At 55.8% G+C, this 13,991-nt stretch carries 18 protein-coding genes and 1 other RNA gene; 6 read left to right on the top strand and 13 right to left on the bottom strand.

Going from position 1 to position 13,991, the window contains the following annotated elements:
* Positions 1–258: 258 nt before the first annotated feature.
* The 5 genes from KFZ77_RS02490 to rnpB all read left to right on the top strand — a co-directional run bounded on the left by KFZ77_RS02490 (position 259) and on the right by rnpB (position 4,973).
* A complete protein-coding gene (locus KFZ77_RS02490; protein ID WP_264385338.1) occupies positions 259–1,590 on the top strand; it encodes an MFS transporter in 1,332 nt (443 codons plus the stop codon).
* A 26-nt stretch (positions 1,591–1,616) separates the two neighbouring features.
* The gene (gene garL, locus KFZ77_RS02495) at positions 1,617–2,384 is read left to right on the top strand and encodes a 2-dehydro-3-deoxyglucarate aldolase (RefSeq protein ID WP_264385339.1); all 768 of its coding nucleotides are present in this window, start codon (positions 1,617–1,619) and stop codon (positions 2,382–2,384) included.
* A gap of 32 nt (positions 2,385–2,416) precedes the next feature.
* A complete protein-coding gene (gene garR / locus KFZ77_RS02500) occupies positions 2,417–3,307 on the top strand; it encodes a 2-hydroxy-3-oxopropionate reductase (RefSeq protein WP_031518987.1) in 891 nt (296 codons plus the stop codon).
* 64 nt (positions 3,308–3,371) lie between these two features.
* Positions 3,372–4,517 (top strand): glycerate 2-kinase, encoded by a 1,146-nt coding sequence (garK, locus tag KFZ77_RS02505; RefSeq protein WP_264385340.1) that lies wholly within the window; start codon positions 3,372–3,374, stop codon positions 4,515–4,517.
* Positions 4,518–4,594: 77 nt separating this feature from the next.
* Positions 4,595–4,973, top strand: an RNA gene (gene rnpB, locus KFZ77_RS02510) — RNase P RNA component class A.
* A 173-nt stretch (positions 4,974–5,146) separates the two neighbouring features.
* Here the strand turns inward: rnpB and KFZ77_RS02515 are convergent.
* The 3 genes from KFZ77_RS02515 to KFZ77_RS02525 form a co-directional block, all read right to left on the bottom strand.
* A complete protein-coding gene (locus tag KFZ77_RS02515; RefSeq protein ID WP_264385341.1) occupies positions 5,147–5,683 on the bottom strand; it encodes a fimbrial protein in 537 nt (178 codons plus the stop codon).
* Positions 5,684–5,988: 305 nt separating this feature from the next.
* Complete coding sequence (locus KFZ77_RS02520) at positions 5,989–6,165, bottom strand: hypothetical protein (protein WP_264385342.1); 177 nt, start codon at positions 6,163–6,165, stop codon at positions 5,989–5,991.
* A 36-nt stretch (positions 6,166–6,201) separates the two neighbouring features.
* Positions 6,202–6,903: a pirin family protein gene (locus tag KFZ77_RS02525; protein ID WP_264385343.1), complete on the bottom strand. Its 702-nt coding sequence runs from the start codon at positions 6,901–6,903 to the stop codon at positions 6,202–6,204.
* 104 nt (positions 6,904–7,007) lie between these two features.
* On the opposite strand from KFZ77_RS02525, the gene KFZ77_RS02530 reads away from it, so the two are divergent.
* On the top strand, positions 7,008–7,904 hold the full coding sequence (locus KFZ77_RS02530; RefSeq protein WP_031518983.1) for a LysR family transcriptional regulator: 897 nt from the start codon (positions 7,008–7,010) through the stop codon (positions 7,902–7,904).
* Positions 7,905–7,914: 10 nt separating this feature from the next.
* On the opposite strand, the gene KFZ77_RS02535 is transcribed toward KFZ77_RS02530, so the two are convergent.
* The 10 genes from KFZ77_RS02535 to exuR form a co-directional block, all read right to left on the bottom strand.
* The gene (locus KFZ77_RS02535; RefSeq protein ID WP_264385344.1) at positions 7,915–8,304 is read right to left on the bottom strand and encodes a DUF805 domain-containing protein; all 390 of its coding nucleotides are present in this window, start codon (positions 8,302–8,304) and stop codon (positions 7,915–7,917) included.
* A gap of 218 nt (positions 8,305–8,522) precedes the next feature.
* Complete coding sequence (locus KFZ77_RS02540) at positions 8,523–9,509, bottom strand: glutathione S-transferase family protein (RefSeq protein WP_264385345.1); 987 nt, start codon at positions 9,507–9,509, stop codon at positions 8,523–8,525.
* 70 nt (positions 9,510–9,579) lie between these two features.
* The gene (locus KFZ77_RS02545; RefSeq protein WP_031518975.1) at positions 9,580–9,972 is read right to left on the bottom strand and encodes a DoxX family protein; all 393 of its coding nucleotides are present in this window, start codon (positions 9,970–9,972) and stop codon (positions 9,580–9,582) included.
* 232 nt (positions 9,973–10,204) lie between these two features.
* Positions 10,205–10,501 carry a YqjK-like family protein gene (locus KFZ77_RS02550; protein ID WP_031518973.1) on the bottom strand — a complete coding sequence of 99 codons (297 nt, stop codon included), beginning with the start codon at positions 10,499–10,501 and terminating at the stop codon, positions 10,205–10,207.
* Positions 10,498–10,896 carry a phage holin family protein gene (locus tag KFZ77_RS02555; RefSeq protein WP_031518972.1) on the bottom strand — a complete coding sequence of 133 codons (399 nt, stop codon included), beginning with the start codon at positions 10,894–10,896 and terminating at the stop codon, positions 10,498–10,500. The genes KFZ77_RS02550 and KFZ77_RS02555 overlap by 4 nt, the downstream gene beginning before the upstream one ends.
* A 1-nt stretch (position 10,897) precedes the next feature.
* Complete coding sequence (locus KFZ77_RS02560) at positions 10,898–11,200, bottom strand: DUF883 family protein (protein ID WP_031518970.1); 303 nt, start codon at positions 11,198–11,200, stop codon at positions 10,898–10,900.
* 36 nt (positions 11,201–11,236) lie between these two features.
* Positions 11,237–11,605, bottom strand: coding sequence for a DUF1090 domain-containing protein (locus KFZ77_RS02565; protein WP_264385346.1), 369 nt, complete (start codon positions 11,603–11,605; stop codon positions 11,237–11,239).
* Between the two features lie 158 nt (positions 11,606–11,763).
* Positions 11,764–12,147, bottom strand: a complete 384-nt coding sequence (gene mzrA, locus KFZ77_RS02570) for an EnvZ/OmpR regulon moderator MzrA (protein ID WP_390901330.1) — start codon at positions 12,145–12,147, stop codon at positions 11,764–11,766.
* A gap of 5 nt (positions 12,148–12,152) precedes the next feature.
* Positions 12,153–12,815, bottom strand: coding sequence for a DedA family general envelope maintenance protein YqjA (yqjA, locus tag KFZ77_RS02575; protein ID WP_031518966.1), 663 nt, complete (start codon positions 12,813–12,815; stop codon positions 12,153–12,155).
* 319 nt (positions 12,816–13,134) lie between these two features.
* On the bottom strand, positions 13,135–13,911 hold the full coding sequence (gene exuR, locus KFZ77_RS02580) for a transcriptional regulator ExuR (protein ID WP_264385347.1): 777 nt from the start codon (positions 13,909–13,911) through the stop codon (positions 13,135–13,137).
* Positions 13,912–13,991 lie beyond the last annotated feature (80 nt).

The raw sequence follows: 13,991 nt of genomic DNA on the forward strand, positions 1-13,991 counted from the left end.
CCCGGCGCCGCGCCGTACCTGACGGGCAAAAATAAAATCTGTGGCAGAGCGCCCACGATTATGTGCGAATGCCCAGGATGGATTCTTGAATGAATAAGTTTGTAAGGCTTATGCACAGTGCCGCATGGCACTGGCCTGCCTATACTGGTGAGGATTTCAGTGCGTTCTGACACTAACGCTTTTATTTAATTACTCCGGGATACTTCCCATCAAAAAATAAAAATCCGAATTACGCTCTCTATGCCGAGGATTACAATAATGTTACTGGATACCGCTGTTGAATCTAAAAAGGGGATGCCCACCCGCTATTTAATATTGCTGATAATATTCATCGTCACCGCGGTGAATTACGCTGACCGCGCCACGCTTTCTATTGCCGGTACCGAAGTGGCAAAAGAGCTTCAGCTCAGCGCCGTATCAATGGGCTACATTTTCTCTGCATTTGGCTGGGCTTATCTGCTGATGCAAATCCCGGGCGGCTGGCTGCTCGACCGCTACGGCTCGAAGAAGGTTTACACCTACAGCCTGTTCTTCTGGTCGCTGTTCACCTTCCTGCAGGGGTTTGTCGATTTCATGCCGCTGGCCTGGGCCGGCATCTCAATGTTCATGATGCGCTTCATGCTCGGCTTCTCCGAAGCGCCGTCCTTCCCGGCGAACGCCCGTATCGTCGCCGCCTGGTTCCCGACCAAAGAGCGCGGCACCGCCTCGGCGATCTTCAACTCGGCACAGTACTTCTCGCTGGCGTTGTTCTCGCCGCTGCTCGGCTGGCTGACCTTCGCCTGGGGCTGGGAGCACGTCTTTACCGTGATGGGCGTCATCGGTTTCGGCCTGACATTCATGTGGGTGAAGTTCATCCATAACCCGACCGATCATCCGCGTATGTCCTCCGAGGAGCTGACGTTCATCTCTAGAGGTGGCGCGGTGGTCGATATGGATCACAAAAAGAAAGACGGGGCGAACGGCGGTCCGAAGCTGCACTACATCAAGCAGATGTTGACTAACCGCATGATGCTTGGCGTATTTTTCGGCCAGTATTTCATCAATACCATCACCTGGTTCTTCCTTACCTGGTTCCCGATTTATCTGGTGCAGGAGAAGGGGATGTCTATCCTCAAAGTAGGCCTGGTGGCATCCATCCCGGCACTGTGCGGCTTCGCCGGCGGCGTGCTCGGTGGGGTGTTCTCTGACTCCTTAATTAAACGCGGCAAGAGCCTGACCCTGGCCCGTAAGCTGCCGATCGTGGTGGGTATGTTGCTCGCCTCCACCATCATCCTGTGCAACTACACCGACAGCGAAGTGCTGGTGATCGCCCTGATGGCGCTGGCGTTCTTTGGCAAAGGGTTTGGCGCGCTGGGCTGGCCGGTCATCTCCGATACCGCGCCAAAAGAGATTGTTGGCCTGTGCGGCGGCGTCTTCAACGTGTTCGGTAACGTGGCCTCTATCGTCACCCCGCTGGTGATTGGCTACCTGGTAAGTGAACTGCACTCCTTTAACGCGGCGCTGGTCTTCGTTGGCTGCTCGGCACTGATGGCGATGGTTTGCTATCTGTTCGTGGTAGGTGACATCAAACGTATGGAACTGCGCAAATAAGCAATGGCTACGGCAAGGTAAATGCGATGAACGATATTTTCCCAAACAAATTTAAGGCCGCGCTGGCGGCCCATCAGACCCAGATTGGCTGCTGGTCGGCGCTGGCGAACCCGATCAGCACCGAAGTGCTCGGCCTGGCGGGTTTCGACTGGATTGTGCTGGATGGTGAACATGCCCCGAATGACGTCACCACCTTTATTCCGCAACTGATGGCGCTGAAGGGCAGCCACAGTGCGCCGGTAGTGCGCGTCCCGACCAACGAGCCGGTGATCATCAAGCGCCTGCTGGATATTGGTTTCTATAACTTCCTGATTCCGTTTGTGGAGAGCGAAGAGGAAGCGGTGCTGGCGGTGGCGTCCACCCGCTATCCGCCGGAAGGCATTCGCGGCGTATCGGTCTCCCATCGCGCCAACATGTTCGGCACCGTGCCGGACTACATGAACCAGTCCAACAAAAACATCACCATCCTGGTGCAGATCGAAAGCCAGCAGGGTGTGGACAGCGTTGACGCTATTGCCGCCACCGAGGGCGTGGACGGCATCTTTGTCGGCCCAAGCGATCTGGCCGCGGCGCTTGGCCACCTCGGCAATGCCTCTCACCCTGAGGTGCAGCGCTGCATTCAGCATATATTCGCCCGCGCTAAAGCGCACGGTAAGCCTTCCGGCATTCTCGCGCCAGTCGAGGCCGATGCACGTCGCTACCTGGAGTGGGGCGCAACCTTCGTTGCCGTCGGCAGCGACCTCGGTGTTTTCCGCGGCGCCACGCAGAAGCTGTGTGACGCTTTCAAAAAGTAACCACCCCCGACATTAACGAGAGAGACAAAGCTATGACGATGAAAGTTGGTTTTATTGGCCTGGGTATCATGGGTAAACCAATGAGTAAAAACCTCATCAAGGCGGGTTATTCGCTGGTGGTATCAGACCGTAACCCGGAATCGGTGGCGGAAGTGATCGCCGCCGGGGCCGAAAGCGCCAGCAGCGCCAAAGCCGTTGCTGAGCAGTGCGATGTCATCATCACCATGCTGCCTAACTCCCCGCACGTGAAAGAGGTTGCTCTGGGCGAGAACGGCATTATCGATGGCGCGAAAGCGGGCACCGTGGTGATCGATATGAGTTCCATCGCGCCGCTGGCCAGCCGGGAGATCAGCGAAGGGCTGAAGGCAAAAGGCATCGATCTGCTGGATGCCCCGGTGAGCGGCGGCGAACCAAAAGCCATCGACGGCACGCTGTCCGTGATGGTGGGCGGCGACAAAGCGCTGTTCGACAAGCACTACGATCTGCTGAAAGCGATGGCCGGATCGGTGGTGCACACTGGTGATATCGGCGCGGGCAACGTCACCAAGCTGGCAAACCAGGTCATCGTGGCGCTGAACATTGCGGCGATGTCTGAAGCGCTGACGCTGGCAACCAAAGCGGGCGTTAACCCGGAACTGGTGTTCCAGGCGATACGCGGCGGTCTGGCCGGCAGTACGGTTCTGGAAGCGAAAGCGCCGATGGTACTGGATCGCAACTTCAAGCCGGGCTTCCGCATCGATCTGCATATCAAGGATCTGGCGAACGCGCTGGATACCTCCCACGGTGTAGGCGCACAGCTGCCGCTGACTGCGGCGGTCATGGAGATGATGCAGGCGCTACGCGCAGACGGTCACGGCAACGATGACCACAGCGCGCTGGCCTGCTATTACGAAAAACTTGCCAAAGTCGAAGTGAGCCGCTGACGGTCCGGGCGCGCAGGCGCCCGTTATCCCTTTCCACGCATGGCACGCGCAGGCACGGAAGAATATGAAAATAGTAATCGCACCTGACTCATACAAAGAGAGCCTTTCTGCCGCCGGGGTAGCTCAGGCCATTGAAAAAGGTTTTCGGGAGATTTTTCCCGACGCTGAGTACGTCTCCGTGCCGGTCGCCGACGGCGGCGAAGGCACCGTAGATGCCATGGTCAGCGCCACGCAGGGCACCACTTTCTCTGCTCACGTCACCGGCCCGCTGGGCGAAAGCGTGACGGCCAGTTGGGGATTATCAGGTGACGGTAATACCGCCTTCATCGAAATGGCGGAAGCCAGCGGGCTGGCGCTGGTACCGGCAAGCAAGCGTAATCCGCTGCTAACCACGTCGCGCGGCACCGGAGAGCTGATCCTGCATGCAGTGGAACACGGCGCGCGCAATATTATTATCGGCATCGGCGGCAGCGCCACCAATGACGGCGGCGCAGGCATGATTCAGGCGCTGGGCGCCAGGCTGAACGATGCCAGCGGCAAAGAGATCGGTCACGGCGGCGGTAGCCTGGTAAGCCTCAACAGCATTGACGTCAGCGAGCTGGAGCCGCGGCTGAAGGAATGCACCATCCGCGTCGCCTGCGACGTCACGAATCCGCTCATCGGCGAGCAGGGCGCGTCGCGCATTTTCGGGCCGCAAAAAGGCGCTACCGAGGAGATGATCCGCGAACTGGATAGCAACCTTGAGCACTTCGCCGATGTGATTAAAAAGACGCTGCGTATCGATGTGAAGCAGGTGCCAGGCGCAGGCGCGGCGGGCGGTATGGGCGCGGCGCTGATGGCGTTTCTCGGCGCGGAGCTGCGCAGCGGCATTGAGATTGTCACCGAGGCGCTCAACCTCGAAGAACACGTCCATGACTGTACGCTGGTAGTGACCGGCGAAGGGCGTATCGACAGTCAGAGTATTCATGGCAAGGTGCCGGTGGGCGTGGCCCAGGTAGCAGGAAAATACCATAAGCCGGTGATTGGCATCGCCGGGAGTCTGACCGATGATGTGGGTGTGGTGCATCAGCACGGTATTGATGCGGTATTCAGCGTACTGACCTCGGTCACGACGCTGGACGAGGCGCTGAAGAACGCCGCCGACAATATTTATCGCGCTTCGCGCAATATCGCCGCGACCCTGCGGGTGGGAATGTCCCTTCCGGGCTGAGGACGCAGCGGGCTTAATTTCCGCCCGGCGGTGAACAGGATTGCAATACGGGAGAGGGCAAGGGTATACTTCGCGCCGAAGCTGACCAGACAGTCGCCGCTTCGTCGTCGTCCTCTTCGGGGGAGACGGGCGGAGGGGAGGAAAGTCCGGGCTCCATAGGGCAGGGTGCCAGGTAACGCCTGGGGGGCGCAAGCCCACGACCAGTGCAACAGAGAGCAAACCGCCGATGGCCCGCGCAAGCGGGATCAGGTAAGGGTGAAAGGGTGCGGTAAGAGCGCACCGCGCGGCTGGCAACAGTTCGCGGCACGGTAAACTCCACCCGGAGCAAGGCCAAATAGGGGTTCACAAGGTACGGCCCGTACTGAACCCGGGTAGGCTGCTTGAACCAGTGAGCGATTGCTGGTCTAGATGAATGACTGTCCACGACAGAACCCGGCTTACCGGTCAGCTTCAACATTTTTGTGAAAACCCCGCTTCGGCGGGGTTTTTGCTTTTATGGGTAAAGCAAAAATGCACGACTGACCACGACGCTTTCTGTGAAAAGCTGTGGCTTACCGGTCAGCTTCAACATCGTTAATTAAGACCCCGTTTTTGCGGGGTTTTTGCTTTTATGGATGAAGATCAATCTCTTAAAGATGCTCTACGGAAACGGTCAGGGATGACTGCACCTTACCGGTACTGGGGGTATCATTGACTTTGACCATTCCGATAAAGAAGGGGAATTGGCCATCACTCAAGGGAATATTTCTGTTGATTTTGAACCGAACCCCCTCGAGCGTATAGAGACCAACAGCGATACCTTTTGCGGCGGTGTCGTCACTTGCTGTATTGGCAAGAACGGTGCTGTCATTGTTGTCTGCTACGCCGTTAAACCGGAGCGCCGTTCGAGCGTAGTAATTACTGGTATTGGTGTAATCTTTGCACCCTGCGCCAGTAATGTTAGCCACCACCAGGACGGACGACGTCGTGTTTATTGGGCTGGTTTCGACCTTAGGTATCCTCCCAATTACCTGGTTCTTTAAATCGACCGTAGGGCGGCTCAGGGAAACTGTACAACTAAAAGGCCGAAACAGACGTCCAGCGACAGACAAGGTGGCGGATTGATCCTCCGCCGCGAGACAGGTTGTGCTCAACAGCGTTAACCCCAGTAGTACGTTTTTTTTCATATTTTTTACCTCTGATAATCCTCATCATCTTTTCCATAATCCAGATCGTGTCCGGCATGAGCCGCTATTTTCATGTGCGGTGCGCAGGACGTTATGCTTTTGATGCGAAGAGACTGTAAACGAGAGGAAAATCGGAAACTGACAGGGTAAATATGCTTTTATGGACGTGAATTTGCTGGCGTGGATGATGGCCGGTGCCTTATCAGACGGCGGGATAATTTCCGTCAGACCGGGAGAAGGATAGCCGCGACAAAATAAGGGAGGCAGGAGCAGGCGAGCCATAAGGCCCGCCCGGAGAGCGTACGTCAGGCGGCTTCTTCCTCGGCCAGACGGACTTCGGCTTCAGCGATAATGGCTTCCAGCTCGTTGAACATAAAATCGGAGGTAAACTCTGAATGCGCTCCGGCGCGTGTAGACGCTTCCTGCGGGGCGGGTGAAACAGTCAACGTCATGACTGTGTTTTGCTGTGTGATAGTACTCATTTTATGACTCCTGGTGCAGCGAGCCGCACCTTCTTGTTACACCGGCAAATCTACCAGTAAAGCGCGCAGCGGCGAATCGGCGATGAGGGTGATATTTGTCTCGTCACGTATAAAAGCGCCGTCTCCGCAGGTTAATGCTTCTTTGCCTTCCGTTTCGGTTTTTGCGTGCACCGTGCCGTGGATTGACTGCAGATAGGCGCGTGGTCCGTGAAGCGGGACTGTCAGCCGCTCGCCTTTTTCCATTTCCACATGGTGCAGCCATACCTGCTGGCGTAGCTGTAAACTGCCGTCGCGCCCATCCGGGGAGGCCAGCAGCTGCTGCGGCTGGTTGAACAGTGCTGTTTTCTGAAACAGCGGGTTTTCCCGCTCCGGGCAGGCGTCGAGCCAGAGTTGCATCCGGGTAAGCGAGCTGTCCTTACTGATATTGTGCTCGCTGTAGCTTATGCCTGATTGAGCAGCAACCAGCACCGCCTCGCCCGCGCGGGCCTGAATGTGATTACCTTCGCTGTCGCGATACTCGGCTTCTCCCTCCAGCACCAGGTTCAGAATATCTACCTTCGGAAAGGTACGCGGTTGCAGCGACGCACCGGGTGCCAGCACTTCCTGATTCAGCACGCGCAGTGAGGCGTAGCCCAGCAGGTCCGGGTCGAAATAGTGTCCAAAGGAAAAGGTGTAGCGAGCTTTCAGCCATCCATAGTCAGCCTGCCCGCACTGTTTGGCTGTTCTCGTGGTGATCATGTTTTTAACCTCTTTTTACGCTAAACCCATGGTAAGGGTCTGGACGCTGCATTGTTAGCCAGTTAATCTGCTGGCTACGTTCAAATTTCCTGAATGAGAGTGAGATGGCCAGAGAAAGGGCATTAACGCTGGAAGCGCTGCGGGTAATGGATGCTATTGACCGGCGGGGCAGCTTTGCAGCGGCAGCAGATGAGTTGGGGCGCGTGCCGTCGGCGCTCAGCTACACCATGCAAAAACTTGAAGAAGAACTGGATGTGGTGCTGTTTGACCGCTCCGGCCATCGCACTAAATTCACTAACGTCGGACGTATGCTGCTGGAGCGCGGCCGCGTGCTGCTTGAAGCGGCAGACAAGCTCACCACCGATGCAGAAGCGCTGGCGCGCGGCTGGGAAACTCACCTGACGCTGGTTACCGAAGCGCTGGTGCCAACCGCCACGCTGTTTCCGCTACTCGATAAACTGGCTGTTAAAGCCAATACCCAGCTCTCTATTATTACCGAGGTTCTGGCCGGAGCGTGGGAGCGCCTTGAGCAGGGGCGAGCCGATATCGTGATTGCTCCGGATATGCATTTTCGATCTTCGTCAGAGATCAACTCTCGCAAGCTCTACACCCTGAAAAATGTCTATGTAGCCGCCCCGGACCATCCGATCCATCAGGAGCCGGAACCGCTTTCAGAAGTGACGCGCGTGAAATATCGCGGGGTAGCGGTGGCGGATACCGCGCGGGAACGCCCGGTGCTGACGGTGCAGCTGCTCGATAAGCAGCCGCGTCTGACCGTCAGCAGCATTGATGATAAGCGTCAGGCGTTGCTGGCGGGTATCGGGGTGGCGACGATGCCGTGGCCGCTGGTGGAAAATGACATCCGTGAAGGGCGTTTACGCGTCGTCAGCCCCGAGTCTACCAGCGAAATTGACATCATCATGGCCTGGCGTCGCGACAGTATGGGCGAAGCCAAAGCCTGGTGTCTGCGCGAGATCCCTAAACTGCTGATCCCGCGCTAAACACGGCCCGCTAGCTGACAAGAGGCATGCGGGTTGTCTCTTCCCGTTTCGGGTCTGGCCCGAAGCGGTTTTCGCCCGGCGTACCGTTCTGGCAGTTAAATGCCAGAATAATCAGCCAGCCCACCACCGGAATAATCAGCAGCAGCAGCCACCACGCCGAGCGGTCGGTATCGTGCAGGCGCCGGAACTGCACCGCCCACCACGGCAAAAAGATCAGCACGCCGTAAATCGTGGTAAGAATGCCTTCTCCGCCGGCACGCTGCCAGCCCAGCATTTTGTCGAGCATGCTCAGCACCACCGTCAGGATGATGTTGACCAGAATGAACATCCAGTATTCTTTACGGCGCGCACGGCCGCCGAATCCGATGTAATTTTTGAGTACCTTGAGATACCAGTCCATCCAACACCTGCCTTAGCCGTAACGGCTACTATTCGTACAATCACTTGTTTTTAAAGCAATCATTTAAAGGATAGTGGTGAAAAAGAGGCCGGTGGGAAAATTTCTCTGGGGCGGGTACGCTCTGTGAAGCGCTTCGCATAAGCGGATGAAATAACGCTGAGAAAGGGAATAATCAGAGAAAGACTACGGATGGCGCGGGAAGCCCGCGCCAGTTGCGCTTAGCGGAAGCGTTCGTCGCGCCCGTGCGGCTCGTTGAGATTCTGCAGCGGCCCAATCGAAATGATGCCGGTCGGGTTGATGGTTTTATGGCTGCAGAAATAGTGGTGGCGGATATGCGCGAAATCCACCGTTTCGGCGATGCCCGGCATCTGATAGATATCGCGCAGGAACCCGTACAGATTCAGGTAATCGCTGATGCGCTGACGATCGCATTTGAAATGGGTGACATACACCTGATCGAAGCGGATCAGCGTGGTCCACAGGCGAATGTCTGCTTCGGTGAGCTGGTTGCCGGTCAGGTAGCGATGCTGGCCGAGGATCTGTTCCAGGTGCGCCAGCGACTCAAATACCTTCGTTACGGCCTCATCATAGGCTTCCTGGCTGGTGGCAAAGCCCGCTTTGTATACGCCGTTGTTGACGGTGTCGTAGATCCAGCCGTTCAGCTCATCGATCTCGCTTTGCAGGTCATCGGGGTAGTAGTTCCCGGCGCGCGCACCGTGGCCGTCAAACGCGGTGTTGAGCATGCGGATAATTTCCGACGACTCGTTGCTGACGATGGTCTGCTGCTTTTTATCCCACAGCACCGGAACGGTTACGCGCCCGGTGTAGTGCGGGTCAGCATGGAGATAGAGCTGGTACATATAATCGTGCTGGTACAGGCTGTCGCCCGTGGCAGCAGGGAAATCGTCCCCAAAGGTCCAGCCGTTCTCCAGCATCAGCGGGTGAACCACCGAAACAGAAATCAGGTTTTCCAGCCCTTTTAACGCGCGCACGATCAGCGTGCGGTGCGCCCACGGGCAGGCCAGCGATACATAGAGGTGATAGCGATCTTTCTCTGCTGCAAAACCGCCGCTGCCGGAGGGGCCAGGCGTGCCGTCGGCGGTCAGCCAGTTACGAAACGCGGATTCTGAACGTTTGAAACGTCCACCGGTTGATTTGGTGTCATACCAGGTGTCATGCCAGACGCCATCGATCAGTTGTCCCATTGCTCTCTCCTTTTTCAGCAGCAAAAGCGAGGAGAAATCTCCTCGCTTTGGTGTAGTCAGTATAGAAGGCTTACCAGTTTTTATTCAGTACGCGGTCGATGCTGTATGCACCCGGTCCGAACAGGGCCAGCAGCAGGAAACCACCGGCTATGCTGAAGTTTTTCATAAACATGATGGAGTTCGCGCCCTCAGCAAAGTTACCGTGGAACAGGAACGCGGTCAGCAGCGTAAACACAGCGGTAATCAGCGCGGTGGTACGGGTCAGGAAACCAAAGAGAATTGCCAGACCACCGCCGAACTCAAGCAAAATCACCAGCGGCAGCATAAAGCCGGGTACGCCCATCGCTTCCATATATTGCTGCGTACCCGCGTAACCGGTGATTTTGCCCCAGCCTGCGACGATAAACAGCACCGGCATCAGGATACGCGCTACCAGCACACCCACATTTTCTAATTTTTTCATTTTCTCTCTCCAAAAAACCTGAACGATGAATGTTGATGCCAGGTGATTGTTATTACTGCAAAATCGGGGTGTTACCCGGTATTGCTGTCGATGGAGAGGATAATAAACGCGGCGCTCAGGGATTGTTAGCAAGGAAAACTGTCAATCTTCTTCAAATATCCTGAGCAAGCAAAACGGTAGGGAGAGGCACAGAAAAACGAATGGCGCGGAATACGCGCCATTGAGGGAGAGATTAATACCGCTGCTGCTGACGCAGCGTAGTCTGAACCAGACGCCAGGCACTCCAGGCGCCGAAGCCCCGTTTAGCCCAGCGCAGCAGGAAGTTAGGATGCCGCACGGACCAGAGGGCCATCACGCTGCTACCTACCACTGCCCATGAGCGAAGACTGAGCAGGGTATTCCAGCCGCGATCGTAAGCCCCGGTGGCGTCAAGCCAGTCACGACGCGACGCGGACAGATCCAGACGCTGCTGTTGAATATTGCTTAACAGCCATGCTTTGCGTCGTTCACGCTCATGCTTATCACTCATCGATCTTCATCCTCCAGCAGCTGCTTGTCGTTAGCCAGCTCGCGGCGGGTGTGACGCAGCAGCGTTGAACGCCGCGCCCGTACCAGCGTCCATATGCCGCCAATCAATGCCAGAATCAGCAGCACTGCCGTAGTGGCGATCATGGCATTCAGGCGATATTGCGGATCGATAGCCCAGATGATCAGCACCATCAGGCTCATCAGCCCGAACGCGGCAAAGAGCATAGTCAGGCCAAGCATCAGCAGGAGCTGGAACAGATTTGCTTTCTCTTCTTCCAGCTCAACCACCGCCAGCTTGACGCGGGTCTCCACCATATCAACGATAATGGTGATGATACGCTGTCCGATGCCGAGAACGCTTTTACCCGGCCCTTGAGGTTGGCGCGACTCTGCCATATCAGCGACGCGTCAGCAGAACGCCCAGCACGACACCCACTGCCGCACCAATACCTACGCCGGTCCACGGATTTTCTTTCACGTACTCATCCGCGCGGCTTGCCGCTTCGCGAGTCTGACGCGCGATAACGTCGCCGGTTTCAGTCAGACGGTAGCGGCTCTCTTTCAGCGCGCGCTCGGCTTTGCTGCGAAGTTTGGTTAACTCTTCTTTCGATTTATCGCCAGAAGAACTCAGCACCTCTTCAAGCGTGTCTGCCAGGGATTTCAACTCAGCGCGCAGGTGATCGGTGTTATCTTTTGACATAATTCTCTCTCCAGGTGAGTAAAGGTTTCCGTAGTCTTAGTAGTCGCGTGCTTCCAGCTCCTTCAGCTCGGCACGCGCCTCGTTAAGCTTGTGTTCACGCTTGGCAATTTTGTCCGCATCGCCTTTCTGTTTCGCTTCAGCCAGTTCGCCCTCGCGCTCGCTGATTTCAGCTTTTTGACGCGCGATTTTCTCCTGATGATCAGCATGCAGCTTTGCGTCGCTGCAGTTAGCCCGCAGTTCGCTCAGCGCTTTGTTTAGTCCGTTTATCCGGTTCTGGTTGTCATGCTTTTCGGCATAACCGATCTCACGCTTAATTTCTTGCTCTTTCTGCTGGCAGAGTGAAGCGGCCTGAGAAGCGGTAGACAGAGATAAAAGGGCTAAAGCCAGTGCGGTGCTGTATTTCATAAGAGAAACCTTCCATTGTTAAACGATACGCCACGGGACGTCACCGTTGTGTTCCAGCGTGTCTGTAGCGCAGATGCGGTTTCAGGGTGCGCTTACACAATGATAGTAAGTATTCGCGCAAACCCCAAAGTGGGTGAAAAGATTAGGAATCCTGGAGACTACCCGAGGCGGTGGCCTTCGCCGCGCAGGCGTTGCAGCCAGAGCGTGGCCGGAGATTTTTCCTCTTCCTGAGCGATGATGAATCCCTGCGGTAGCGTGCGGTAAAGCACGCGGCGAGCGGCGTCGCGCTCGGCGCTGGAGTCAAACTTAATTAACAGCTTATCGTCCTGCGGGGTAATGCTTTTGATCATAATGCCGTTGGCATCAAGATGATGCAGCACGGAGAAACCGTCCGGCACACTGACGCCATGGCTGGAGGCGCGGATCGCCAGCGTGCTTTCATGATTTTGCAGCACGGAGCCGGCCAGTGCCAGCAGTGCCACCAGCGCGAGGCCTGAAAATCCTATAATCGAACGGCGTGAACGCGCAATTCTCATCACAATCCCTTTTAGCTTCGGTTACCGTATTTCTTTTTCCACAGCACCACCAGTGAGCCAATCAGGCCAAACACCAGCAGAACCACCGGTAACAGCATCAGGCAGGACATCAGGGCGTCTTCATATTTGAGGAACACCGGCGTCTTGCCCAGTAAATAACCCAGCGTGGTAAGGATCAGCACCCACAGCAGGCCGCTCATCCAGTTAAAGAACTGGAAGCGCGCGCTGCTCAGGCCAGACAGCCCGGCAATGGTCGGCAGCAGGGTGCGAACAAATGCAATAAAGCGTGCAATCAGCAGCGCCGAAAGCCCGTGTTTATGAAACAGATGATGGGCGCGCTGGTGGTAATGCGCCGGCAGATGCGAGAGCCAGTTCTGCACGATACGCGTATTACCGAGCCATCGTCCCTGAATATAGCTTAGCCAACATCCCAGGCTCGCGGCGGCGGTCAGCAACAAAATGGTTTGCGGGAATCCCATTGCGCCTTTGGCGATAAGCACGCCGACCAGCACCAGCAGACTGTCTCCTGGCAGAAATGCCGCCGGCAACAGACCATTTTCAAGAAACAGAATCATGAACAGTACGAAGTAGAGCATGCCAACCATCGACGGGTTGGCGAGCGTCTCGTAATCCTGGCTCCAGAGGGCGTTCAGTAGTTGAGTCAAAAGTTCCATTCAGTCGTCCTGGCACATCGGTTTAAGCCGCTGGTTACGAAAGAAGGACAGCGTCACGACGTTTTTCGTTGTTGATTATGGTCGAAACGGGCTGCCTTGTAGTGAGATGCGCGCACTGTTTCCCTGTGCATGAGATACGTGAGCAAGTGCTTACTTGATTACGTGAAAATGCATCTAATTGTAACAAAGCACGGATGTGTACGACACAATATTTATGCTTTGCCGCAGATGATTTTGCCGGGTCACAAGCTGGCATACGAGGGTATTTACAAACGCTGACACTACATATGGTTTGCTGACCCTCGTCCCAGTAAAGACGCTATTTTAGCGTATTTGAGGCGGTATCGAGGTGAACAACGGGATTTTCGGAAAACAAGTAACGATCGGCGTTAAATTCAAAATCATCGCTGGTTTCGTTAAACAGCATCAGTTTGGTGTTCTCAAGATGCTGCCACATCGCGACTTTTGCACCGTGCGGGTCTTTGCGAATCAGCGCTTTCAGAATCTGGTCATGGTCATCACACCAGTTGTCGACGGTGCGCAGGTCAATGTGCTCGTGCAGCTTCTTCCAGTAAGGGTTATGAACGCGCTGGGTCCACATTTTCTCTACGATTGCTGCCAGCGCGGTATTCTGTGTTGCGAGCGCAACCTGAACGTGAAACTGTAAATCCCACTCGGAATCGCGGAAACACTTCTCCTGACGCGCCTTTTCCTGAATTTCCATCAGCTTAATGATGTCCTGTTTGGTCACCTGGGTGGCGGCAAACTCGGCGATGTTGCTTTCGATAAGCTGACGCGCCTGCAACAGCTCAAAAGGACCGTAGCTGGCGAACTCCAGATTTTCATCCGGCAACGCGTGATGCTTCGCCTGGTTGGAAATAACATGAATACCGGAGCCTTTGCGGACTTCAACGTAGCCTTCAACCTCAAGCATGATGATGGCTTCGCGCACCACCGTGCGGCTCACGTTTTTCTCATCAGCGATATAGCGTTCAGCGGGGAGTTTTTCTCCCACGCGATAAACGCCATCTTCAATGCGGCGTTTAAGTTCAGCGGCCAATTGCTGATAAAGGCGACGTGGTTCAGCTATTTCCATAGCGCGGCTCCGGACAGGGCAGGAAAACTGAATTTGTTATACCACTTTTGCGCAAATCGCTCCACCGCCGCCCATGAAAA

It is taken from the genome of Siccibacter colletis, assembly GCF_025914095.1.
GTDB classification, from domain to species: Bacteria; Pseudomonadota; Gammaproteobacteria; order Enterobacterales; family Enterobacteriaceae; genus Siccibacter; species Siccibacter colletis.

What these genes read in the sequence shown, in the direction of transcription:
- KFZ77_RS02490 (WP_264385338.1), top strand. Translation starts at nt 259, where the DNA reads ATGTTACTGGATACCGCTGTTGAATCTAAAAAGGGGATGCCCACCCGC.
- garL (WP_264385339.1), top strand. Translation starts at nt 1,617, where the DNA reads ATGAACGATATTTTCCCAAACAAATTTAAGGCCGCGCTGGCGGCCCAT.
- garR (WP_031518987.1), top strand. Translation starts at nt 2,417, where the DNA reads ATGACGATGAAAGTTGGTTTTATTGGCCTGGGTATCATGGGTAAACCA.
- garK (WP_264385340.1), top strand. Translation starts at nt 3,372, where the DNA reads ATGAAAATAGTAATCGCACCTGACTCATACAAAGAGAGCCTTTCTGCC.
- KFZ77_RS02515 (WP_264385341.1), bottom strand. Translation starts at nt 5,683, where the DNA reads ATGAAAAAAAACGTACTACTGGGGTTAACGCTGTTGAGCACAACCTGT.
- KFZ77_RS02520 (WP_264385342.1), bottom strand. Translation starts at nt 6,165, where the DNA reads ATGAGTACTATCACACAGCAAAACACAGTCATGACGTTGACTGTTTCA.
- KFZ77_RS02525 (WP_264385343.1), bottom strand. Translation starts at nt 6,903, where the DNA reads ATGATCACCACGAGAACAGCCAAACAGTGCGGGCAGGCTGACTATGGA.
- KFZ77_RS02530 (WP_031518983.1), top strand. Translation starts at nt 7,008, where the DNA reads ATGGCCAGAGAAAGGGCATTAACGCTGGAAGCGCTGCGGGTAATGGAT.
- KFZ77_RS02535 (WP_264385344.1), bottom strand. Translation starts at nt 8,304, where the DNA reads ATGGACTGGTATCTCAAGGTACTCAAAAATTACATCGGATTCGGCGGC.
- KFZ77_RS02540 (WP_264385345.1), bottom strand. Translation starts at nt 9,509, where the DNA reads ATGGGACAACTGATCGATGGCGTCTGGCATGACACCTGGTATGACACC.
- KFZ77_RS02545 (WP_031518975.1), bottom strand. Translation starts at nt 9,972, where the DNA reads ATGAAAAAATTAGAAAATGTGGGTGTGCTGGTAGCGCGTATCCTGATG.
- KFZ77_RS02550 (WP_031518973.1), bottom strand. Translation starts at nt 10,501, where the DNA reads ATGAGTGATAAGCATGAGCGTGAACGACGCAAAGCATGGCTGTTAAGC.
- KFZ77_RS02555 (WP_031518972.1), bottom strand. Translation starts at nt 10,896, where the DNA reads ATGGCAGAGTCGCGCCAACCTCAAGGGCCGGGTAAAAGCGTTCTCGGC.
- KFZ77_RS02560 (WP_031518970.1), bottom strand. Translation starts at nt 11,200, where the DNA reads ATGTCAAAAGATAACACCGATCACCTGCGCGCTGAGTTGAAATCCCTG.
- KFZ77_RS02565 (WP_264385346.1), bottom strand. Translation starts at nt 11,605, where the DNA reads ATGAAATACAGCACCGCACTGGCTTTAGCCCTTTTATCTCTGTCTACC.
- yqjA (WP_031518966.1), bottom strand. Translation starts at nt 12,815, where the DNA reads ATGGAACTTTTGACTCAACTACTGAACGCCCTCTGGAGCCAGGATTAC.
- exuR (WP_264385347.1), bottom strand. Translation starts at nt 13,911, where the DNA reads ATGGAAATAGCTGAACCACGTCGCCTTTATCAGCAATTGGCCGCTGAA.